Here is a 20,943-nt window from a genome sequence, read left to right on the forward strand (position 1 = left end):
AGGTATTTTAGAAACAGAATATATTCTTTTATGGTAAAGAGAAATTTCAAGAACTGTGGTAAAAATTTTTATATTGAATCTCCAATTTATTTACACGGAGGTCAAAATATCGAAATAGGAGATGATTTTTTCTGTTTCGAAAGATTGCGTCTGGAAACCTTTGACAAGCACAACCAATTCTCTTTTAAACCTAAAATTACGATTGGCAATAATGTAAGTATAAATTACGACTGTCATATAGGTTGTATCAATTCAATAACAATTGGCAACAATGTTATGATCGCCAGTAAGGTATTTATAACGGATCATTTTCATGGATTACCAAACTTAGAATCCTTAGCAATACCGCCAAATAGAAGAGCTTTAGTATCAAAAGGACCAGTTATTATAGAGGACAATGTATGGATTGGTGAAGGGGTCTCGATTATGCCCAACGTAACCATTGGTAAAAACGCTATAATTGGTGCCAATGCAGTTGTAACCAAAAGTTTTCCTGAAAATGCTGTAATTGTTGGAAATCCTGCAAAATGTATAAATATCATTCAATAAATGTTAGTAGATAACGTACAAAAAGGATACACTATTGCCATTCCCGCTTACGGCAGACCAAATGAATTTCAAGAGCTCTTACAATCTATTTACGACATGAACACTTTGCCGGAAGAAGTGTTAATTTGTGAGGATTTTTCAAAGGAAAGAGATGAAATTCAAAGACTTGCCAAACGATTCCAGGTGTTATTTAATCAAAAAAATGTTCGCTTAAATTACATTGAAAACGAAGTTAATTTAGGTTATGATGCCAATATTAGAAAATTAATCAACATAGCTCTTTGCCAATGGGTCATTCTGATTGGGAATGATGATTTATTTCTAAAAGATGGATTACAACAAATTGCTGCTTTTTGTGAAAAGCACAAAGATGTTAATGTAATTTCTCGTCCTTTTATCCGATTTGATTTAGACATCAATAAACCTATTGGAATTTCCAGGATTTTTAATCAAGAAACCATATTGAAAGCAGGTGATTCTCCTAAGTTTATATTTAGGAGTTGCGGCTTTGTTGGTGGTCTTGTTATCAACGCGCCTTGGGCAAAAGAATTGGCGACTAACAAATATGATGGTACACTTTATTATCAGATTTATTTAGCAGCTCATGCTTTTTGTGCAAATGGGATTGGTTATTTAGCATTTCCTTCAGTAGGGGGAAGAGCCGGAAATCCACCTTTATTTGGTGAATCCGCCAAAGATGGCATTGTACATACTCCCGGAGCCTATTCTGCTAAAGGACGAGCAAGCATGTGGAAAGGAGTTCTTGCTATTGGTACTGATGTTGGCAAACTATACCATATCAATTTAGTAGATGATTTAAGGCGAGAATTAATGATTAGACAAGCTTTTCATGTTTTTGAAATGAATGTAGGAGTAGATAAATATATTTTGAGGGAGCTAAAACAGGAATTAAAGAGCCTAAATTTATTTCATCATTGGATACCAAAATTGTTATTTTATAGTAACTTTATTTTAGGAAAATATGCTTATTATATTTATTTTCTAATTCGAAAAATAGCACAATAATTCTCTATGAAAAAAGCCTTAATTAATGATTGGTATTATGTAAATGGAGGAGCAGAGAAAGTAATTCATTCCTTAAATGCAATTTGGAACGACTTTGACCATTTTGCTTTAATAGATTTTTTGAATGAACAAGACCGCAACTATATTTTAAATGGAAAAGGGACGACAACCAGTTTTATTCAAAATTTGCCCACCGCTAAAAATAATCATCGCAAATTTTTGCAGTTATTTCCAGCTGCTATTGAACAATTTGACTTGAGTAAATATGAATTAATCTTCAGTTCTTCATCCTCAATTGCTAAAGGAGTTCGTACTCACAAGAATCAGTTGCATATTTGCTATTGTCATTCCCCTATGCGCTATGCATGGGACTTGAAGGAGCAATATTTAAAAGATTCTGGCCTAGATAGCGGCCTAAGAGGGATGTACGCTAAATATGTTTTAAATAAAATTAGAAAATGGGATGTTTCAAATGCAGCTCAAGTAACTCATTTCATTGCCAATTCTTATCATGTTGCTACGAGAATAAAAAACATTTACAACAGAGATTCAGTGGTCATTTATCCCCCAGTTGACACTACTTTTTTTTCATTAAAAGAAGAAAAAGAAAAGTATTATTTCACCGCCTCCCGAATGGTTTCGTACAAAAAAATACAATTGATAGTGGAAGCGTTTAATGAAATGCCTAATTTGAAATTAATTGTTGCTGGAACAGGACCAGAGTTTGATAAAATTCAAAAAATTGCTAAAGACAATATTGTTGTTGTGGGCTATATAAGTCAGGTACAATTGAAGGAATATTTGCAAAATGCCAAAGCTTTTGTCTTTGCCGCCGAAGAAGATTTTGGTATTATTCCAGTTGAAGCGCAAGCATGTGGAACTCCTGTAATTGCTTATGGAAAAGGAGGTGTTTTAGAAACAATCATCAATGGTACAACTGGAATATTTTTTGACCAACAAAAAGTGGATACGATCAAAGATGCTATTGCTGTTTTTGAAACCAAAACATTTGACCCAAAGGTAATAAGGGCTAATGCCTTACAATTTTCTAAGGAACGTTTTGAAGAAGCAATAAAATCATTCGTAGACGAGAAATATAATCAGCATCTGAATTCAGTCTTGGATTTTAAAAAACAAACCCAATAATTATAACTATTTTTGCTTTCGACAAATGATATTTACAAATTAATTTATGAAAAGAATACTTATCACCGGAGCCGCAGGATTTTTAGGATCACATCTTTGTGACCGTTTCATCAAGGAAGGCTACTTTGTTATTGGGATGGATAATCTTATTACGGGAGACTTAAAAAATATTGAGCATCTTTTTAAATTGGAGCAATTCGAATTTTACCATCATGATATTACGAAGTTTGTGCATGTTCCTGGAAATTTAGATTATATACTTCATTTTGCATCACCAGCCAGTCCAATAGATTATCTAAAAATTCCTATCCAAACACTGAAAGTAGGTTCACTCGGAACGCACAATTTGTTAGGATTAGCCAGAGTAAAAAACGCAAGAATTCTTATCGCATCTACTTCTGAAGTATACGGAGATCCATTGGTTCATCCACAAACTGAGGAATATTATGGCAATGTAAACACCATAGGTCCAAGAGGAGTGTATGATGAAGCAAAACGTTTTCAGGAATCAATCACGATGGCATATCATACCTTTCATGGCGTAGAAACCAGAATTGTTCGAATCTTTAATACCTATGGACCAAGAATGCGTCTCAATGACGGACGTGTTATTCCGGCCTTTATTGGTCAGGCGATTCGTGGAGAAGATTTAACCATTTTTGGTGACGGCATGCAAACACGTTCATTTTGTTATGTTGATGATCAGGTCGAAGGGATTTTTAGGTTATTGCATTCGGATTATGTGTATCCAGTAAACATTGGTAATCCAGATGAAATTACTATCAAGGATTTTGCTGAGGAAATCATAAAATTAACTGGAACTAATCAAAAAGTAGTATACCATCCATTACCTGTTAATGATCCATTACAGCGTCAGCCGGACATTACTAAAGCTAAAAATTTATTAGGCTGGGAAGCTAAAATTGGTCGCGCAGAAGGAATGAAGATTACGTATGATTATTTTAAATCGCTATCTAAAGAAGAATTATCCAAAGAAGAACATAAGGATTTTTCAAAATATATCTCTTAATTATAAGAATTTAGGTTTAAAAATGGGATGAATATTCTGATATAATTTTATCTCACTTAGTTTGATTTTATATTCATTTATAACAAACCATTTTTATGTGCCTAATTGTTTTTTCATTATTGCGAAGCAACTCATTTATAAAACTATAGTAGTTACAATATTATTTCTGCTTTAAAAAGTATACTTTAGGCAAGAAAATACAGCGTTAAAAGACCTGTTGTTTTCTAACTCTCAGTGTAATTATAGTAATAAAAGAAAAGTATTGCGGCTTTTCTAATCAAATAAAATAGTGAAAACAAAAACGGGAAGATATTCAGGCTATATTCGCCCTTTTTCATTTGTAATAGACTTGATTGTTATCAATGTACTTTCGGTATACTTGACGGATTTCCCTGTGAACACCTTTTTTTATCCCCTTTTTATAAGTATTAGTTGGTTTCTTATAGCGGCTAGGCTCGGGTTTTATGAAGTCTACAGGTATACTAAATTGATCTCAATATTAAATTGTGCCTTGAAACAAGGGATTTTGTTTACTCTTTTCTGTCTCGCCCTAGCTTTTTTTGATTCGGATAATTCTAGTTTTCAAAGAATTATTCTATTTACTTCGGTTTCATTATTCTTAATTTTGATTATTAAATTATGTATTTATTACTTTCTAAAAAGATACAGAGTTCTTTTTGGTGGAAATTTTAGAACAGTAATATTATTAGGTAATCCAAAAAGCGTTGAGCCATTGCAGCACTTTTTTACTGAAAATCCAGATTATGGATACAAATTAGAACGTGTTTTTAACCTCCAAAAAGATAATAATTGTATTCTTCGGGAGAGCTTCGCTTTTGTCTTAGAAAATAAAATTGACGAAATGTATTGCTCGATGAGCGATTTGACGCAAAATCAAATCAATGAAATTGTCTATTTTGCGGATAATAACTTGAAAACTTTAAAGTTTATTCCGGACGAAAAGCAAATTCTTTCTCGGAATTTTACCTTTGAATATTACAATTATATCCCAGTAATTTCCTTGAGAAATATTTTGCTCGACGACACGTTGAACAAGACATTAAAGCGGGTTTTTGACCTTCTATTTTCAATGGTGGTCATTCTTGGTTTACTTTCTTGGCTTAGTTTAATCCTCGCAATTATCATCAAGTGGGAATCAAAAGGCCCCTTGTTTTTTATCCAAAAAAGAAACGGATTAAATTATAAAGAATTCAATTGTTACAAATTCAGATCTATGGAATTAAACGATGAAGCGCATTTAAATCAGGTTTGTAAAAATGATATTCGGGTCACTAAAATTGGACGCTTTATGCGAAAAACCAGCATTGATGAGCTTCCGCAATTTTTTAATGTGCTTTTTGGTGACATGTCCGTTGTAGGTCCAAGACCGCACATGGTTAGTCATACGCAAATGTATGCCCTTAAAATTGATAAGTTTATGGTACGCCACTTTGTAAAACCAGGAATCACCGGACTTGCCCAAACTAAAGGTTTTCGTGGCGAAGTCGAAACGGATGAGGATATTATCAACCGTGTGAAATTTGATATATTTTATATGGAAAACTGGTCTATTTTATTAGACATCAAGATTATTTTCATTACTATATACAATACTTTAAAAGGGGATAAAAAAGCCTATTAGACATGGAAAAACCATTAGTATCCATAATTACACCTTCTTTTAATTCGGCTAAATTCATTGCAGAAACTATTCAATCGGTGCAAAATCAAACGTATCAAAATTGGGAAATGATTATTGTGGATGATTATTCGTCTGATGAAACGGTTTCCATAATTGAAGAAATCGCAAATAATGACGGTAGGATTCAGCTTTTTAAGCTCAGTAAAAACTCAGGAACGGGAATTGCCAGAAATACTGCTTTGGCAAAAGCAACCGGAAAATTCATTGCTTTTTTAGACGCTGATGATTTGTGGAAACCCGAAAAATTAGACAAACAGCTCGATTTCATGAAAGTGAATAAGCTTCCTTTCACGTTTTCATTTTATGATTGCATCAACGAAGCGGGACAATCGTTAAACAGAAGGATTGAAGCGCCATTGCATCTTTCCTACCAACAGTTGTTTTTTTGTAATTACGTAGGGAATCTAACGGGAATTTATGATGCCAATTATTTTGGGAAAATTCCAGTTTCGTCGATTCGGAAGCGTCAAGACTGGATGATGTGGTTGACTATTCTTAAAAAAACACAATTCGCGCAACCTGTTCCGGAAAGTTTAGCTCTTTATCGCATTCGAGAAAATTCGATTTCGGCCTCGAAATTGGATCTAGTAAAACATAATTTTTCAGTATATAGAACACATCACCGTTTGAATTTAATTGGTGCAACACTTTGTATGATTGGGTTTTTATTCACGCAATTAATTCTCAAACCACGTTATACCAAAACTATTAAAGCATCGATTTAAACTGCTTTAATTTTCCTCGATTGCTTCTTTCTAAACTATCTTTTCGAATAAATATAAAGTTCAAATCAGGTTCGAGATACAATTCAATCGCCTTTTCAATTTTTTTTATTTGTTCTAAATTCAATTCGCTTTCACTCACATATTCAATTTCGAAGGAATCTGTTTTGGTTTGTTTGATAACAAATTCTTTTACGTTTCCGTCGTCCTCAATGATACTTTTTGTCACGTAATAAAACGTCAAACCGGGAGATTTTTTCCCACTTGGCAAAACTGCAACATCATTTGTTCGTCCTATTAATCTTTTGAGGATGGGTTTTTGCAAGGTACTTTTTTCATCCAAAATTCCAATATCGCCAATGTCATATCGTATAAAAGGATGCGCTTTATTGAACAACGAAGTAATCACGATTCGGCCCGAAGTACCATTTGGAACCGCTTTATTATATTCGTCCAAAATTTCCACAAATAACGTTTCTGAATTTACTTGCCATTCTCCTTCCGTATTTTGAAAAGCAATCAAATCGAGTTCCGAAGCTCCGTATTCATTGACAATAGTAACACCAAATTGTTTTTCTAAAAGGATTTTGTCGTCTTCAAAAAGCATTTCAGAAGTCACCATACATACTTTCAAACTCGGGCAAATTGCCGATAATACGATGTTTTTCTTTTGTAAAAATTTAGCAAACAATACAATAGAACTCGTATATCCATTGATGTAATCGAATTTTTTATTCTGGAATTTTTTAAAAATATTTTCTAACGCAGCATCTGATAAATCAAAAATAGAGAACCGAAATCGATGGCTTAAAAAATCCTTAAAGCGTTCTTTTTTGTTGCCAATAAAGTCCATTGGAATACCATAAAAGCGTGCTTGGTAGGAAGTATTAAAATCAATTTCATACCAGCCAAAACGGTAAATGTTCGACGCCCAAGTCAATGCATGACAATAATTGTCTTTGGCAAAAACAAAAGGAGTTCCGCTCGAACCAGAAGTTTTATTGACGTAACTGTTTTTAAGAGAGTAATTTTTAGAAAGCCGTTCTTGTAAAGGTTTTTGTAAATTTTGTTTGTTTAAAATGGGTAAGTTCCCCCAGTTTTTATAATCTTTGGCACCGACTAATTCTTGATAAAAAGGATTATTTTGCAAATGAAAATTGACAATTTCTTGTTTTTTATTTTCAATAAAAACTTCATATTCTTTCTCAGAAAATGCTACAATTTTTCGCAATTCGGCTTTGGCCTCCCGCATTGGGAAACCATTTAATTGAAGCGTAAAATCGAATAGTGGAAACATCACGCTACTTTTGGAATATCAAAACGTTTAATAGATTGTAATTCTTCGGCTTTATTTTGCTTTTCTTCTTCAATATCAAAATCATCTTGAAGACCGAGCCAAAACTTTGCGGAATTTCCAAAATACAAACTCAAGCGCAAAGCGGTATCAGCCGTAATTCTTCGGTTTCCTTTAGTAATTTCAGAAATTCTGGTTTGTGGAATTTTCAAATCCTTAGCCAATCGGTAGGCTGATATTTCCAAAGGAATAAGGAATTCTTCTAATAAAATCTCACCGGGATGTATGTTTTTTAGTTTTTCCATTTTAACTATTTTAATGATAATCTATTATTTCTACGGCAGTTGCATTTCCATCTTTCCAAATAAAAATAATACGCCATTGATTGTTAATTCGAATGCTGTAAAAGTCTTTCAATGTGCCATTTAATTTTTCTAATCGGTTTGACGGAGGAATTCTCAAGTCATTCAAATCTTGCGAATTGTTTAACATTCTTAATTTTCGTCTGCCAATTTGTTGAATTTCAATTGAAGGCTTCTTTACAACAATTCCATTCCATATTTTTTCGGTTTCTTTAGAGCCAAATGAAATTATCATATTTTTTGCGTTACTAACGTTAAAAGTAAGTAAAAAAAATTATTATTTCAACATAAAACGAACTATTTTTGCAGCACAACTAAACACAACTACACATGACAATTTTACTATTGGGTTCGGGCGGAAGAGAACATGCTTTTGCATGGAAGATGATTCAAAGTCCGCTATGTGACAGACTTTTTGTAGCACCAGGAAATGCGGGAACAGCTTCAATAGCAACTAACGTTGCGATGAGTCCAACTGATTTTGAAGCAATAAAAGCATTTGTTATTCAAGAAAAAGTAGCCATGGTTGTGGTAGGACCTGAAGATCCTTTGGTAAAAGGGATTTATGATTTTTTTCTAAATGATACTGAATTGCTTCATATTCCTGTTATCGGTCCTTCAAAACTGGGTGCGCAGCTGGAAGGAAGCAAAGAATTTGCTAAAGAATTTTTAATCAAACATAACATTCCGACCGCCGCTTATGATAGTTTCACTGCTGAAACGGTCGAAAACGGGTGTAAGTTCTTAGAAACATTGCAAGCTCCGTATGTTTTGAAAGCGGATGGATTAGCAGCTGGGAAAGGTGTTTTGATTATTCAGGATTTGGCTGAAGCCAAAGAAGAATTAAGAAATATGCTGGTGCATCAAAAATTTGGTGACGCCAGTTCTAAAGTTGTTATCGAAGAATTCCTTGACGGAATTGAATTAAGCTGTTTCGTCCTTACGGATGGAAAAAATTATAAAATATTGCCTACAGCCAAAGATTACAAACGCATTGGCGAAGGCGATACCGGATTAAATACAGGCGGAATGGGAGCAGTTTCTCCAGTTCCTTATGTTGATGCTGTTTTGATGGAAAAAATTGAGTCACGGATTGTAAAACCTACGATTGACGGTTTTCAGAAAGACGGAATCCCATACAAAGGATTTGTTTTCATTGGGTTAATCAATGTCAATAACGAACCAATTGTAATTGAATACAATGTACGAATGGGTGATCCGGAAACGGAGGTGGTTATCCCACGATTGAAAACGGATTTAGTAGCTTTATTTTTGGCTGTTGCCAATGAAAAACTAGACGAAATCACCCTAGAAATTGATGAAAGAAGCGCAACTACAATTATGGTTGTTTCTGGTGGATATCCGGAGGATTTCGAAAAAGGAAAAGTGATTTCAGGATTATCAACTATTCAAGATTCGATAGTCTTTCATGCCGGAACTAAACTCGATAAAGGAAACGTAGTCTCAAACGGAGGAAGGGTTTTAACAGTAACTTCGTACGGAAATGATTTTGAAGAGGCCAAAAAAAAATCCTACCAAAATATAGAAAAGCTACATTTTGATAAGATGTATTTTAGAAAAGATATTGGAAACGACTTAAAGTAGTTTCCAAGTATCGTTCACTTTTTTTTAAATATTATTTTAAGAAAGAGTGAGCGGTAGTATCTTGTTTTTCTGTTCCTGCGTCTTCAAAAATTTTCAATTGTTTGACCCAATACACCATTGCGGCAGCACAAATAATCATGAAAATCCAGTTGATTGTATTTGCAGCGAACCAAGATGTTAGCTCTAATGAACGTAAGAAGTCTAGGGGAGCAAATAAAATATTTACGAATAAGTAATCTATTCCTTCGAAAAATGCTTTCATAATGTATAAAATTAATTTTAGTAGTAGTTGTTTTTGGTAACGTTGTTTTTTGAAAATTCCGATTTTGAAGAAACTTTTTCAGCTTGCAGAGTTTACTTTTTAAACAAGTATTATATTTACGAACACAAAAGTATAAAATATCCGTATGATAACAAGTGTTTTTAGAAAATCTACACCGTTAAATTTTTCACTAGTCCTAATTTTGATGCTGGTTTTCTTTTTAATATTCCAATTTCAAGATTTGTCATGGATAAATTCCTTTTTTTTGATCGTAAATAAAGGGGGATTATTCTGTATTGTAGTGGCTTCTGTTTTTATTACTGATTTTGTCGCCAAAAAAAACGGATTGAGCAAAGACAGTACCTACACGATTTTTTTTTACTTTTTATTCCTATTATTTTTCCCTTCCGTATTAGATAATACGAACTTGCTTATTTCGAATTTCTTTATTTTATTGGCCCTTCGCCGACTGATTTCATTACAATCACTGAAAGCTTCTAAAGAAAAAATATTTGATGCTTCATTATGGATTTTCTTGGCGACCTTATTCCATTTTTGGAGTATAATCTTTATAGTTTTGGTTTTTATTTCTATAATTTTTCATGTTGCAAGGGATTATAGAAACTGGATTTTGCCATTTATTGCTTTTTTTATTGCAGTAATTATGTTTCTCCTTTTTGCTACAGTTTTTAATTTAAATGCGGTGGAATATATCACGCAAAGTATGAAAATCAATTTTGAGGTTGATTATTTTACTAATAATTATCAAAATGCAGCTTTGTCTATTTATGCAACTGTTGCGCTATTTTTCTTGGTTTCTATGTTTGCTACATTGTCCGCCAGACCACAATTGCTGCATACTTCGTTCAAAAAAATTATTGCGTCTTTTTTTATCGGAGTGCTTATTTTCATCATTTCAGATAATAAAAGTAATGATTTACTAGTGTTTACATTTGCTCCTTTGGCCATATTGGCAACGAGTCACATCGAAATGCCACAACTGAAATTGAAGCAGGAAATGGTACTTTTTGTATTGATTGCCTGCAGCTTATTTACTTTTTTTAGCCAGTTATAATTTTTCACCGTAGGCTAGATCACCCGCGTCTCCTAAACCGGGAACAATGTAACTGTGTTCGTTCAGTTTTTCGTCTAAAGAGGCGACCCAAAGGTGGCAGTTGTCCGGCAAATGTTCTTCCAGATGTGCTATTCCTTCCGGGGCGGCAATCACAACGGCAATGTGAATTTCTTTTGGAGTACCTCTTTCCATTAATTTATTGAAGACGGCAACAATAGACTGACCGGTGGCAAGCATTGGGTCAACCAATACTAAATTTTTACCGTTGATGTCAGCAATGGCTTGGTATTGCACTAATATATCAAAGTAATCATCGTTGTTAGGATGGTGACGGTATGCAGATACAAAACCATTTTCGGCATTGTCAAAATAATTTAGAAAACCCAAATGTAAGGGTAATCCGGCTCTTAAAACTGAACATAAAACCAATTGATCTTTAATCTCAGTCGTATTTTTTATACCTAGCGGTGTGTGAATTTCAATAGGTGCATAATGCAGTTCTTTACTCAATTCATACGCCATTATTTCGCCAATACGTTCAATATTTCTTCGGAAACGCATGCTGTCGTTGTGAACATTCACATTCCGTATTTGTCCCAAAAAATGATTTAGGATACTGTTTCCTTCCGATAAATGATGAATTTGCATGGTTGTATTTTTGTAATTAAACTTATAGTTATTTTTTTATGGGATAAAAGTATAAAAAGTATCTTTGTCTTTTAATATATAAAGATATGTTTTCAAAATTAGCGTACGCCGTATTCGAACAAAGCATCAAAGAGTATCATCAATTTGATAATGTTGATCAGCCCTTAAATAATCCTTTTCCGAAGGATAAATTTGAACATTTATTGTATCACAAGAATTGGATTGACACCGTTCAATGGCACTTTGAAGATATTATCCGAGATCCCAATATTGATCCTGTTGCTGCTTTGACTTTGAAAAGAAGAATCGATGCTTCTAATCAGGAACGTACCGATATGGTGGAATATATTGACAGTTATTTTCTTCAGAAATACAGTCATGTTGTGGTAAAAGAGAATGCTAAAATTAATTCAGAAAGTCCGGCTTGGGCTTTTGACCGATTGTCAATTCTAGCATTGAAAATTTATCATATGCAAGAAGAAGCTAATCGTGCTGAGGCTTCACAAGAACACAGAGATAAATGTCAAGCAAAGCTGAATATTTTATTGGAACAAAGAACAGATTTGTCAACTGCTATTGATGATTTGTTGACTGACATTGCCAATGGTGATAAATTCATGAAAGTGTACAAACAAATGAAAATGTACAATGATGATGATTTGAATCCTGTTTTGTACCAAAACAAGAAGTAAGAAAATATTTTTTAAACCATTAAGGTATTAAGATTCATTAAGTTTTTTAATACTTAATCGTTTTAAACAATAAGTAATTGTCAACTACTATCAAACATATAGCCGTCATGAGACTCTCCGCAATGGGAGATGTCGCCATGACGGTTCCTGTTTTACGAGCTTTTGTAAAGCAGCATCCCGAAGTTAAAATCACGGTCATTTCCAGACCTTTTTTCAAGCCTTTTTTTGAAGGAATTCCAAACCTTTCTTTTTTTGCATTCGATGAAAAAGAACGGCACAAGGGAGTTGCAGGATTGTTGCGTTTGTTCAAAGATTTGAAAGGGTTAAACATTGAAGCTTTTGCTGATTTACACAACGTTTTGCGTTCTAAAGTCATCCGAAATCTTTTTGCTTTAAGCGGAAAAAAAACAGCTTCGGTGGATAAAGGAAGAGCAGAGAAAAAAGCGCTGACCCAACCTGAAAATAAAGTCTTCCAGCAACTGCCTACGATGTTCGAAAGACACATAAAAGTATTTGGAGAACTCGGTTTTACGGTTGATTTATCCCAACCTGAATTTCCTGAAAAGGCTATTTTAAGTCCAGAAATTTTGGCGTTAATTGGCACAAATAATCGAAAATTAATAGGAATTGCTCCTTTTGCACAATATGATTCTAAAGTATATCCGTTAGATTTAATGCAGGAACTGATTGATCAAGTAGCCTTGGATACAACAAATACTGTTTTGCTTTTTGGAGGTGGAAAAAAAGAAATAGAATTGTTGGATTCGCTTGTATCCAACAAGAAAAACGTCATCAATATGGCGGGGCAACTTAAGTTTCAACAGGAATTGCAGCTGATTAGTAATCTGGATGTGATGCTTTCTATGGATTCTGGCAACGCACATATTGCAGCTATGCTTGGCGTAAAAGTGATAACGCTTTGGGGCGCGACGCATCCTTATGCAGGATTTTCGGCTTTTAATCAACTTATCGAAAATGCTTTAGTTTCTAATAGAAATCAGTTTCCTAAATTACCCACTTCGGTGTATGGAAATAAAAAAGTGTCTGGTTATGAAGAGGCCATGCGAACGATTTTACCAGAAACAATAGTTTTAAGAATAAAAAAAGTTCTTTTGAACCATTAAGGAATTAAGAAAAATTAAGTTTTAATTACAAATCACAAGATGTTTTCAAAATTTAGTTTAAAAAAAAGAGTTTGCATATTGCAAACTCTTTTTTTTAATTGAACACCGCTATTGTACGGAGAATAGTTTCCTAAACATCATCATAATCTACATAAATAGTCGCTGAGGTAGGATGCGCTTGACAGGTAAGAATAAGTCCATCGGCAATTTCTTTATCGGTAAGGATAGAGTTTTTAGTCATTTCGGCAGTTCCAGATATTATACGAGCCAGACAGCTGCTGCAGATACCGCCTTGACAGGAATACGGAGCATCAAGACCTTGTTTTAATGCCGCTTCAAGGATCGTTTGTTTTTGTGACATTTCAAAAGTTGTTTCATCGTCATCCACCATAACAGTGATTTTAGAATGACCTTCTAATGATTGTTCAATTTTCTTTTCTTTGGAAGAAGTAGAAAATAATTCAAATTTAATAGAAGTTTCCTTTACGTTAAGTGTTGCTAAAACACCGGAAACAACATTGATCATTTCTTCTGGACCACATAAATAAAACGTATCAAATTCTAATTCCTTGTGTTTGTTATTTAAAACAAAATTCACTGTCGATTTTTCAATTCGCCCAAACAAAGCATCTTCGACTTTGGCTTGACTGTACACATAATGAACAAAAAGGCGTCCTACATATTGCAATTGCAAATCGTGCAATTCCTGATGAAAAATGGTTCCTTCAGGTGTTTTGTTTCCGTAAACCAATACAAAAGAACTCTTCGGTTCGTTTTTTAATACCGTTTTTAAGATAGACATCACAGGCGTGATTCCGCTTCCGGCTACAAAAGCCGCATAGTTTTTTTGGCGGTCCGCTTGTGGTTCAAAAGTAAATTTTCCTTCTGGTTTTCCTACCTCAAGGATATCGCCTGCTTTGAGTTTTGTATTAGCAAATTGAGAGAAAACGCCGTTTTTTACCGCTTTTACTGCAATGCGCAATTCACCACTGTCAGGTGAAGAACAAATGGAGTACGCACGACGAATTTCTTGACCGTCTAGGGTTAATTTTAGATTGATATATTGACCGGCAATAAAAGCATAAGTAGCTTTTAATTCTTCAGGTACGCTAAAAAGTATAGAAACAGCGTCTTTGGTTTCTCGTTTTACTTCTTTTATAATTAATTTCAGAAAGGATGACATGTGATTATTTTTTTGCAAATATAGTAAACAGAATAGTTTTTTTGAATCCAAACTATTTGAAATTTAACATACATAATTTAGTTATGTATAAGTTTCTTATGTATATTTGTTAGATACGATTGAGATGATTCCAAAACGCTCAATGACAAAAAAATGAAAAACTCACAATTATACAAAGGAAGTCTGAATACGATTATCATGAAATTGCTGGAGGAAAACGGTAAAATGTACGGCTATGAAATCACCCAGAAAGTAAAGGCGATTACTCAGGGCGAACTCAACATCACCGAAGGCGCCTTATATCCCGCTTTACACAAACTGGAAGCCGAAGGTTTGCTGGATGTGGAAATTGAAAAAGTGGATAACCGCATGCGTAAATATTACAAACTCACGGAAAGCGGGCAGAAAGAAACCGTAAACCGACTCTCAGAACTCGAAGATTTCATTCGAAATATGCAGAGTTTAGTGAACCCAAGTCCAAAATTAGAATTTTAATTTTTTGAAGATGAAACTAACCACCGAACAAATAGAATGCATCAATCAAACTTTAGTTAAAAAAGGGGTGAAGTTTGACGATTTGAAAATGGAAGTTTTAGATCATATTGCTTCACAAATTGAATATGAGATGACAGCTACCCAAAAAACGTTTCCAGAAGCTTACAATCAAGTTTTTGAAAGATGGAATGCGGAATTTAAACCCACCAGAGCCTTTTTCTCGCTAAATACTTATTATCCTAAATTGGCGAGGAGTAAATTTGGAAATCAAATAAAACTTGAGATCATTACAGCAATTACAATCGCCGCAGTATTGTTCTTTAGTTTTCAATTGATGTCGGATTCAAACGCAAAACTGCAGTTTATTTTATGGATCAAAAAATTGTTATTGTACACATATATTGGAACAATTCTATCGATGCTTGTTTTTAAATTTTTCAATGCAAAATCAAAGGTTTCATCTACTTATAAACACTCCTTTGACATGCGATTTTCTGTAATTATTATTTGGTTGGGATTTGTTTTTACTGATAATATCCCACATGATACAACCAATCAGAATATATTTGTTCCAGGGATGGGATGTCTTTTTGTGTATTTACTTTTCAATCTTTATTGGGGATTTAAGCATTATCAATTCCAAAAGAAAATTTCAATACAATAAAACCATGAAACTAACCAACCAACAAATTGCTCAAATAGAAGAAACTTTGGTTTTAAACGGTGTTGTTTATGACGATATTAAAATAGAATTGATTGATCATATTGCTTCAGAAATTGAGGCGGAAGCCATGAGTGAAGCGAAACCTTTTGAGATTATTTTAAAAGAGGTGTTTGATAAATGGAAGCCACAATTAAAACCAACTTCGCATAATTTATTGCTTGGTTATGGGTTTTTAGCCCCAAAGATTATTTCAGATAAATTTGCCGATGACAAGAAAAAAGAACTTTTTGTTGCAGGAATTACCGTCTGTATGCTTACGTTTTTAATTTTATTGATTAAGAACAAATTTCAGAGCGCTTCGATTCTATCGAGCATTGTTTTTGTTTTACAAACGACATCCGTACTAGGTGCATTATCGATGACAAGCGCAAGATTATTTGTTTTAAATTCTAAAGCAAAAACAACATATTTATTCTGGTTTAAGAAAAATTTTTATTTGATTCTGCTCTACGGTTTGCTCATTGGGTTTGGTTTTTTTCCTATCCTTCCTGCGAATAAAATTATAGAAATAAAAGTCGGTTCCTTAATTGTAACTTTAGCTTATTTGTTTTTAATTTTTGGGAATTTAAAACTTTTTTACAAACATTTTCAATTTGAAAAAAAACTATCATTTACCAAACCATGAAACTAACCAACCAACAAATAGAATATGTATCAAATTATATCAAATCCTTTGATATTAAATATTATGAATTACAAGTAGAATTTACAGATCACATGGTTACTAGTATGGAGGAAATCTGGGAGAAAGATCCGGAACTTACTTTCCATCTAGTGAAGCATTATGCTGAAAATCAATTTGGGCGTAATGGTTTTAAAGCCATTGAAGAGGATCGCACACAAATTTTAAGGAAAGAGTTTAGAAAAGCACAGTGGAAAATGATTACTGAGTATTTGAGGTTTCCTAAAATTATCGGAAGCATTTTTCTTGCTCTTTTTATTTTTAAAGTATCTTTTTATTTTGATGAACCAGATACGTTTGTTAAAAATGCATTCGGTTTATTAGCTATACTTTCTATTCCAGCATTCTATTCTTTTTATGCAAATAGAAAAATCAATGGAAAGCGTTTTTTAGAATTGAATATTAGTCATAGTACTTTCACAGGGATTTTTGGATTTTTATTCTGGATAGTGTTTTTATTAAACACTTTTAAGGAGTCAATTCAAAAAAATCCAATTTTAATATTACCTTTTTGCTGTGTTTGGGTAATGGGAATATTAGTATTAATTACCGGGATTCATCTTCAAAGAAAGACAATCGTAAATGTCAAAAAACAATACCAATTAAATTAATCCTATGAGACTAAACACCGAACAAACCCAAAATATTTTCAACTATGTTACTTCATTTGATATCAAATATTATGAATTGCAAGTAGAATTTACAGATCACATGGTAACCAGTATGGAGGAAATTTGGGAGAAAAATCCAGAACTTACTTTTCATCTAGTGAAACAGCATGCATCAAGTAAGTTTGTAGGCGATTCTAGTTTTAAATCTATTGAAGCGGAAAGAAAATGTATTTTGCAAAAAGAATACAGGAAAGCACAATGGAAAATGATAACTGAATACTTGAAGTTCCCTAAAATTTTTGGAAGCATTCTTTTAGTATATATTGCATATACTTTTTCAGCTTATTTCGTTAGTCCTCAAAAATATTTAGCGGTATTATTTTGTTCATTATTGATTATTGGTTTGCCATTACTATATTATTGGTGGAAAACCAAAGAAATTGATGGTAAACACTTTTTAACTTTAGAAACCTTACAACCTAGTCTTTTGGTATATTCTTTTCCTAATTTGGGAATGGGTATGAGTAATCTACTGGAACAAGAATTACTACAAAACCAATGGTTAGTAGTACTCTTTTGTTGTATTTGGGTATTAGGAATTTTGATTTCAGTTACAGCAATCCACCTTCAAAAGAAGACAATCGTGAATATTAAAAAACAGTATCAATTGAATTAATTTTATGAAGATGAAACTAAATACAGAACTCAGATTATCAACTCAGTAATTTGTCATGCTGAGGAACGAAGTATCTCCACAAGTTGCTCGCAGTTCATTTAGCCAGCGCATAGATAAGGCTGATAAAGAATTTAGTTACTGAAATTACTCATAATGCTGTGATGCTTCGTTCCTCAGCATGACAAAAAGAGGTATTTTCAATTTAAGCAAGTTTATGTTCAAAAGCGAACAATCAAAATAACGATAAGAAAATATCAATTAACTTAATTTTTAAAATGAAATTAACCTCCCAACAAATTGACCAACTATACCTTTTTACCCGCCAGCATAATGTGGAATACTATGATTTGCAAACAGAATTAGTTGATCATTTAGCAAATGCTATTGAAACCGAATGGCAGCAAAACTCCACACTAACTTTTGACGAAGTCTTAAACAAAGAATTCAAGAAATTTGGCATTTTTGGTTTCATAGATGTGGTCCAAAAACGAAAAGCTGCTTTGGGGAAAAAATACGATCGGTTAATTTTTCAACATTTTAAAACGTTTTTTAAAGTGCCAAAAATTTTGTTTTTGATAGTACTGAGTTTTTTAGTTTTTACAATTTTTAAAACCAGCATTTATAGCGACTATTTTTTAAGGGGTATTGGTATTATTTATTTTGGATTTATTTGTTATAAATTTTACGAAAGTAAGAAAATTAAAAAAGCACAAAAAAACACTAATAAAAAGAAATGGCTCCTTGAAGAAATTATCAATCAAAATGTTGCTTCTTCTCCAGCTTTTCTGGTAATATTTCATATTTTAATGCAAATAATCCTCTATGCAGAAAAATATTTTTTTAATGATTATTGGATTTTCTTTATAAGTTTTCTGATAGTGCTTTTCGGGATTTTAAACTATATTTTATTCAAAATAATCCCTTCCAAAGCACAAACCTATCTAGAACAGACCTATCCGGAATATAAATTAGAAAATTTGTAACGTTTTCTTATTTTAACGTACCTACTATAAAACCAAAAGAACCAAACTATGATTCAAAAATTCCTTTATCTCGAATGGAAAGCATTTTTTAGATCGGCTTCCTTCGCAACTAATTTGGCTTTGAAAATCCTGATGGGTTTTGTTGCCGTTTATTTCATTTTAATTTTCTTGGCGTTAGGAGTCGGAGCCTTTTATATTCTAAAGAAAATGAATTTGGATCCCATTGTAACCGTTAATCAATTCATGATTTATTATGTTTTGATGGATTTAATTATCCGATTGCTGTTGCAAAAAATTCCAGTGATGAACATTCGTCCAATGTTGATTTTCCCCATAAAAAAATCGACAATTGTTCATTTCTCACTAGGAAAAACCGTTTTGTCCTTCTTCAATTTAGTACACGCCTTTTTCCTGATTCCGTTTTGTGTAGTTTTAATTATCGAAGGCTATGATGTACTTTCTGTAGTGCTTTGGTACACAGCCATCTTTTCGTTGCTGTTCATCAATAATTTTGTAAATATTCTACTGAGTAATAAAGACAATTTATTTGCCATTTTCTTAGCAATAGCTGCCATTCTAGGAGGATTACACTACTACGGAATATTTAATATCACGGAGATTACAGCGCCATTTTTCAATACTATTTTCAATACCTATTGGGCTTTTGCTATTCCGGTTTTTGCTTTAATCGCGATATATTATGTTACTTTTCAATTTTTCAAAAAGAATTTATATCTGGATGCAGGATTGTCAAATAAACAGGATGAGGCCATAACAGAAGAGCTGACTTGGTTAAACCAATTTGGAACCATAGGAACCTTTTTGAAAAACGACATTAAATTAATCAAAAGAAACAAACGGTCAAAAACCACCGTAGGATTGAGCGTCATGTTCCTTTTTTATGGTCTTCTTTTCTTCACTAGTCGTATTGAAGTTTATAATAATCCTGTAATGCATATTTTGGGCGGAATTATGGTTTCAGGTGGATTCTTAATCACTTTCGGACAATTTGTACCCAGTTGGGACAGCGCGTATTACCAGTTAATGATGACGCAAAACATTCCGTACAAAGGCTATTTGAGTTCTAAATGGTGGCTCATGGTGATGGCTACAATTGTAACCACAACCATTGCGTCATTCTATCTCTATTTAGGGATTCATGTTTATTTAACTATTGTAGTGGGTGCGATTTATAATATTGGAGTCAATTCTCATTTGGTTTTACTGGGTGGCGCGTTCACTAAAACCCCTATTGATTTAAGTTCCGGGAAAGGCGCTTTTGGTGACAAAAAAGCATTCAATATAAAAACGATGTTGATTTCACTTCCTCAATTAGGATTGCCGGTTTTACTGTATTGGTTGGGTTCTAAATATGCGAATCCAAATGTAGGCTTAGCGCTTGTAGCAGGGGCAGGAGTGATTGGATTTGCATTCAAAGAGAAAGCATTTTCCATGATTGAAAAAATTTATAAATCAGAGAAATACGCGACCATTGCAGCTTACAAACAAAAAGGATAATCTAGCGATTAACGAAATCAACAAATAACTGAACAAACTTTTTCAAAAATGATACAAGTAAACAACCTTTCAAAAACATACAACGGAACAACCGTATTAAAAATAGATACTTTAGAAATAAAAAAAGGCGAAAGCTTTGGATTAGTAGGGAATAATGGTGCCGGAAAAACCACTTTTTTCAGTCTTTTATTGGATTTAATCCAGCCTTCAACAGGAAAGATTGTCAACCATGGCGTACAAGTAAACACCAGCGAATCTTGGAAACCCTTCACCGCCTCTTTCCTAGATGAAAGTTTCTTAATTGGCTATTTAACGCCCGAAGAATATTTCTATTTCATAGGCGATTTACGCGGACAAAATAAAGCCGATGTCGATGCATTATTGGCTACACATGAAGAGTTTTTCAACGGAGAAATCCTCAATAACAAGAAATATTTGCGCGATTTATCCAAGGGGAACCAGAAAAAAGTGGGCATTATCGCCACCTTAATCGGGAATCCGGAAGTGATTATTCTAGACGAGCCGTTTGCTAATTTAGACCCAACCACACAATTCCGATTAAAAAAAATCATCAAGGACCTAGCTGATAATCCGGAAGTAACCGTCCTGGTTTCCAGCCACGATTTACTGCACACCGTTGAGGTCAGCAACAGAATTGTCGCTTTGCACAAAGGCGAAGTGGTCAAAGACATTCAAACTTCTCACGAGACGTTACAGGAATTAGAACTGTTTTTTGCCGTTTAAAATTCCCGCATCCTGTACAGAATCTTTATCGCTAATTCGCTAATTATACTCTTCAACTGAGTTTATCTAATTAGTGAATTAGCGGTTTAT

24 protein-coding genes are annotated in these 20,943 nt (G+C 33.4%); 18 read left to right on the forward strand and 6 right to left on the reverse strand.

Annotation, left to right across the window (positions count from 1 at the left end; genetic code table 11):
* Positions 1-30 precede the first annotated feature (30 nt).
* The 6 genes from ACEN2F_RS07700 to ACEN2F_RS07725 all read left to right on the forward strand — a co-directional run bounded on the left by ACEN2F_RS07700 (position 31) and on the right by ACEN2F_RS07725 (position 6,178).
* Positions 31-549 (forward strand): DapH/DapD/GlmU-related protein, encoded by a 519-nt coding sequence (locus ACEN2F_RS07700; protein ID WP_441737619.1) that lies wholly within the window; start codon positions 31-33, stop codon positions 547-549.
* A complete protein-coding gene (locus ACEN2F_RS07705) occupies positions 550-1,575 on the forward strand; it encodes a glycosyltransferase (protein ID WP_441737621.1) in 1,026 nt (341 codons plus the stop codon).
* Between the two features lie 6 nt (positions 1,576-1,581).
* Complete coding sequence (locus ACEN2F_RS07710; RefSeq protein WP_441737623.1) at positions 1,582-2,721, forward strand: glycosyltransferase; 1,140 nt, start codon at positions 1,582-1,584, stop codon at positions 2,719-2,721.
* A gap of 46 nt (positions 2,722-2,767) precedes the next feature.
* A complete protein-coding gene (locus ACEN2F_RS07715) occupies positions 2,768-3,751 on the forward strand; it encodes a UDP-glucuronic acid decarboxylase family protein (RefSeq protein ID WP_441737625.1) in 984 nt (327 codons plus the stop codon).
* Between the two features lie 289 nt (positions 3,752-4,040).
* A complete protein-coding gene (locus ACEN2F_RS07720; protein ID WP_441737626.1) occupies positions 4,041-5,393 on the forward strand; it encodes an exopolysaccharide biosynthesis polyprenyl glycosylphosphotransferase in 1,353 nt (450 codons plus the stop codon).
* A 2-nt stretch (positions 5,394-5,395) separates the two neighbouring features.
* Positions 5,396-6,178, forward strand: coding sequence for a glycosyltransferase family 2 protein (locus ACEN2F_RS07725; protein WP_441737628.1), 783 nt, complete (start codon positions 5,396-5,398; stop codon positions 6,176-6,178).
* Here the strand turns inward: ACEN2F_RS07725 and ACEN2F_RS07730 are convergent.
* The 3 genes from ACEN2F_RS07730 to ACEN2F_RS07740 are packed head-to-tail and all read right to left on the reverse strand — an operon-like array spanning position 6,162 to position 8,066.
* The gene (locus tag ACEN2F_RS07730; protein WP_441737630.1) at positions 6,162-7,472 is read right to left on the reverse strand and encodes a phenylacetate--CoA ligase family protein; all 1,311 of its coding nucleotides are present in this window, start codon (positions 7,470-7,472) and stop codon (positions 6,162-6,164) included. The two genes, ACEN2F_RS07725 and ACEN2F_RS07730, sit on opposite strands and share 17 nt — an antisense overlap.
* The gene (locus ACEN2F_RS07735; RefSeq protein WP_441737632.1) at positions 7,472-7,774 is read right to left on the reverse strand and encodes a HigA family addiction module antitoxin; all 303 of its coding nucleotides are present in this window, start codon (positions 7,772-7,774) and stop codon (positions 7,472-7,474) included. Before ACEN2F_RS07735 ends, ACEN2F_RS07730 begins: the two co-directional genes overlap by 1 nt.
* A 10-nt stretch (positions 7,775-7,784) precedes the next feature.
* Positions 7,785-8,066, reverse strand: coding sequence for a type II toxin-antitoxin system RelE/ParE family toxin (locus ACEN2F_RS07740; protein ID WP_441737634.1), 282 nt, complete (start codon positions 8,064-8,066; stop codon positions 7,785-7,787).
* A 95-nt stretch (positions 8,067-8,161) separates the two neighbouring features.
* Here ACEN2F_RS07740 and purD point away from each other — a divergent pair, with 95 nt between their 5' ends.
* Complete coding sequence (purD, locus tag ACEN2F_RS07745; protein ID WP_441737635.1) at positions 8,162-9,436, forward strand: phosphoribosylamine--glycine ligase; 1,275 nt, start codon at positions 8,162-8,164, stop codon at positions 9,434-9,436.
* A 31-nt stretch (positions 9,437-9,467) separates the two neighbouring features.
* Here the strand turns inward: purD and ACEN2F_RS07750 are convergent, their stop codons facing one another.
* Positions 9,468-9,698 (reverse strand): DUF6341 family protein, encoded by a 231-nt coding sequence (locus tag ACEN2F_RS07750; protein WP_441737637.1) that lies wholly within the window; start codon positions 9,696-9,698, stop codon positions 9,468-9,470.
* A 145-nt stretch (positions 9,699-9,843) separates the two neighbouring features.
* Here ACEN2F_RS07750 and ACEN2F_RS07755 point away from each other — a divergent pair, with 145 nt between their 5' ends.
* Complete coding sequence (locus tag ACEN2F_RS07755; RefSeq protein WP_441737638.1) at positions 9,844-10,773, forward strand: DUF6427 family protein; 930 nt, start codon at positions 9,844-9,846, stop codon at positions 10,771-10,773.
* Here ACEN2F_RS07755 and upp read toward each other — a convergent pair.
* On the reverse strand, positions 10,768-11,421 hold the full coding sequence (gene upp, locus ACEN2F_RS07760) for a uracil phosphoribosyltransferase (RefSeq protein ID WP_441737640.1): 654 nt from the start codon (positions 11,419-11,421) through the stop codon (positions 10,768-10,770). The genes ACEN2F_RS07755 and upp overlap by 6 nt on opposite strands.
* A gap of 86 nt (positions 11,422-11,507) precedes the next feature.
* Here upp and ACEN2F_RS07765 point away from each other — a divergent pair, with 86 nt between their 5' ends.
* Positions 11,508-12,113, forward strand: coding sequence for a DUF4254 domain-containing protein (locus ACEN2F_RS07765; protein ID WP_441737642.1), 606 nt, complete (start codon positions 11,508-11,510; stop codon positions 12,111-12,113).
* Between the two features lie 107 nt (positions 12,114-12,220).
* Positions 12,221-13,237: a glycosyltransferase family 9 protein gene (locus ACEN2F_RS07770; RefSeq protein ID WP_441737644.1), complete on the forward strand. Its 1,017-nt coding sequence runs from the start codon at positions 12,221-12,223 to the stop codon at positions 13,235-13,237.
* A gap of 130 nt (positions 13,238-13,367) precedes the next feature.
* Here the strand turns inward: ACEN2F_RS07770 and ACEN2F_RS07775 are convergent, their stop codons facing one another.
* Positions 13,368-14,420 (reverse strand): 2Fe-2S iron-sulfur cluster-binding protein, encoded by a 1,053-nt coding sequence (locus tag ACEN2F_RS07775; protein WP_441737645.1) that lies wholly within the window; start codon positions 14,418-14,420, stop codon positions 13,368-13,370.
* A 153-nt stretch (positions 14,421-14,573) separates the two neighbouring features.
* Between ACEN2F_RS07775 and ACEN2F_RS07780 the strand changes: the two genes are divergently transcribed.
* The 8 genes from ACEN2F_RS07780 to ACEN2F_RS07815 all read left to right on the forward strand — a co-directional run bounded on the left by ACEN2F_RS07780 (position 14,574) and on the right by ACEN2F_RS07815 (position 20,853).
* Positions 14,574-14,915, forward strand: a complete 342-nt coding sequence (locus ACEN2F_RS07780) for a PadR family transcriptional regulator (protein ID WP_441737647.1) — start codon at positions 14,574-14,576, stop codon at positions 14,913-14,915.
* A gap of 10 nt (positions 14,916-14,925) precedes the next feature.
* On the forward strand, positions 14,926-15,579 hold the full coding sequence (locus ACEN2F_RS07785; protein WP_441737648.1) for a hypothetical protein: 654 nt from the start codon (positions 14,926-14,928) through the stop codon (positions 15,577-15,579).
* 4 nt (positions 15,580-15,583) lie between these two features.
* Positions 15,584-16,264 (forward strand): hypothetical protein, encoded by a 681-nt coding sequence (locus ACEN2F_RS07790; RefSeq protein ID WP_441737650.1) that lies wholly within the window; start codon positions 15,584-15,586, stop codon positions 16,262-16,264.
* Positions 16,261-16,932, forward strand: a complete 672-nt coding sequence (locus ACEN2F_RS07795; protein WP_441737652.1) for a hypothetical protein — start codon at positions 16,261-16,263, stop codon at positions 16,930-16,932. The genes ACEN2F_RS07790 and ACEN2F_RS07795 overlap by 4 nt, the downstream gene beginning before the upstream one ends.
* Before the next feature lie 4 nt (positions 16,933-16,936).
* Entirely contained in the window at positions 16,937-17,608 is a 672-nt protein-coding gene (locus tag ACEN2F_RS07800) for a hypothetical protein (protein ID WP_441737654.1), read from the forward strand.
* A 275-nt stretch (positions 17,609-17,883) separates the two neighbouring features.
* The gene (locus ACEN2F_RS07805) at positions 17,884-18,591 is read left to right on the forward strand and encodes a hypothetical protein (protein WP_441737656.1); all 708 of its coding nucleotides are present in this window, start codon (positions 17,884-17,886) and stop codon (positions 18,589-18,591) included.
* A gap of 48 nt (positions 18,592-18,639) precedes the next feature.
* On the forward strand, positions 18,640-20,109 hold the full coding sequence (locus ACEN2F_RS07810) for a DUF5687 family protein (RefSeq protein ID WP_441737658.1): 1,470 nt from the start codon (positions 18,640-18,642) through the stop codon (positions 20,107-20,109).
* Positions 20,110-20,157: 48 nt separating this feature from the next.
* Positions 20,158-20,853, forward strand: a complete 696-nt coding sequence (locus ACEN2F_RS07815) for an ABC transporter ATP-binding protein (protein WP_441737660.1) — start codon at positions 20,158-20,160, stop codon at positions 20,851-20,853.
* Positions 20,854-20,943: the final 90 nt, after the last annotated feature.

It is taken from the genome of Flavobacterium sp. W20_MBD1_R3, assembly GCF_052119725.1.
In the GTDB taxonomy this organism is placed as follows: domain Bacteria; phylum Bacteroidota; class Bacteroidia; order Flavobacteriales; family Flavobacteriaceae; genus Flavobacterium.

What these genes read in the sequence shown, in the direction of transcription:
- ACEN2F_RS07700 (WP_441737619.1), top strand. Translation starts at nt 31, where the DNA reads ATGGTAAAGAGAAATTTCAAGAACTGTGGTAAAAATTTTTATATTGAA.
- ACEN2F_RS07705 (WP_441737621.1), top strand. Translation starts at nt 550, where the DNA reads ATGTTAGTAGATAACGTACAAAAAGGATACACTATTGCCATTCCCGCT.
- ACEN2F_RS07710 (WP_441737623.1), top strand. Translation starts at nt 1,582, where the DNA reads ATGAAAAAAGCCTTAATTAATGATTGGTATTATGTAAATGGAGGAGCA.
- ACEN2F_RS07715 (WP_441737625.1), top strand. Translation starts at nt 2,768, where the DNA reads ATGAAAAGAATACTTATCACCGGAGCCGCAGGATTTTTAGGATCACAT.
- ACEN2F_RS07725 (WP_441737628.1), top strand. Translation starts at nt 5,396, where the DNA reads ATGGAAAAACCATTAGTATCCATAATTACACCTTCTTTTAATTCGGCT.
- ACEN2F_RS07730 (WP_441737630.1), bottom strand. Translation starts at nt 7,472, where the DNA reads ATGTTTCCACTATTCGATTTTACGCTTCAATTAAATGGTTTCCCAATG.
- ACEN2F_RS07735 (WP_441737632.1), bottom strand. Translation starts at nt 7,774, where the DNA reads ATGGAAAAACTAAAAAACATACATCCCGGTGAGATTTTATTAGAAGAA.
- ACEN2F_RS07740 (WP_441737634.1), bottom strand. Translation starts at nt 8,066, where the DNA reads ATGATAATTTCATTTGGCTCTAAAGAAACCGAAAAAATATGGAATGGA.
- purD (WP_441737635.1), top strand. Translation starts at nt 8,162, where the DNA reads ATGACAATTTTACTATTGGGTTCGGGCGGAAGAGAACATGCTTTTGCA.
- ACEN2F_RS07750 (WP_441737637.1), bottom strand. Translation starts at nt 9,698, where the DNA reads ATGAAAGCATTTTTCGAAGGAATAGATTACTTATTCGTAAATATTTTA.
- ACEN2F_RS07755 (WP_441737638.1), top strand. Translation starts at nt 9,844, where the DNA reads ATGATAACAAGTGTTTTTAGAAAATCTACACCGTTAAATTTTTCACTA.
- upp (WP_441737640.1), bottom strand. Translation starts at nt 11,421, where the DNA reads ATGCAAATTCATCATTTATCGGAAGGAAACAGTATCCTAAATCATTTT.
- ACEN2F_RS07765 (WP_441737642.1), top strand. Translation starts at nt 11,508, where the DNA reads ATGTTTTCAAAATTAGCGTACGCCGTATTCGAACAAAGCATCAAAGAG.
- ACEN2F_RS07770 (WP_441737644.1), top strand. Translation starts at nt 12,221, where the DNA reads ATGAGACTCTCCGCAATGGGAGATGTCGCCATGACGGTTCCTGTTTTA.
- ACEN2F_RS07775 (WP_441737645.1), bottom strand. Translation starts at nt 14,420, where the DNA reads ATGTCATCCTTTCTGAAATTAATTATAAAAGAAGTAAAACGAGAAACC.
- ACEN2F_RS07780 (WP_441737647.1), top strand. Translation starts at nt 14,574, where the DNA reads ATGAAAAACTCACAATTATACAAAGGAAGTCTGAATACGATTATCATG.
- ACEN2F_RS07785 (WP_441737648.1), top strand. Translation starts at nt 14,926, where the DNA reads ATGAAACTAACCACCGAACAAATAGAATGCATCAATCAAACTTTAGTT.
- ACEN2F_RS07790 (WP_441737650.1), top strand. Translation starts at nt 15,584, where the DNA reads ATGAAACTAACCAACCAACAAATTGCTCAAATAGAAGAAACTTTGGTT.
- ACEN2F_RS07795 (WP_441737652.1), top strand. Translation starts at nt 16,261, where the DNA reads ATGAAACTAACCAACCAACAAATAGAATATGTATCAAATTATATCAAA.
- ACEN2F_RS07800 (WP_441737654.1), top strand. Translation starts at nt 16,937, where the DNA reads ATGAGACTAAACACCGAACAAACCCAAAATATTTTCAACTATGTTACT.
- ACEN2F_RS07805 (WP_441737656.1), top strand. Translation starts at nt 17,884, where the DNA reads ATGAAATTAACCTCCCAACAAATTGACCAACTATACCTTTTTACCCGC.
- ACEN2F_RS07810 (WP_441737658.1), top strand. Translation starts at nt 18,640, where the DNA reads ATGATTCAAAAATTCCTTTATCTCGAATGGAAAGCATTTTTTAGATCG.
- ACEN2F_RS07815 (WP_441737660.1), top strand. Translation starts at nt 20,158, where the DNA reads ATGATACAAGTAAACAACCTTTCAAAAACATACAACGGAACAACCGTA.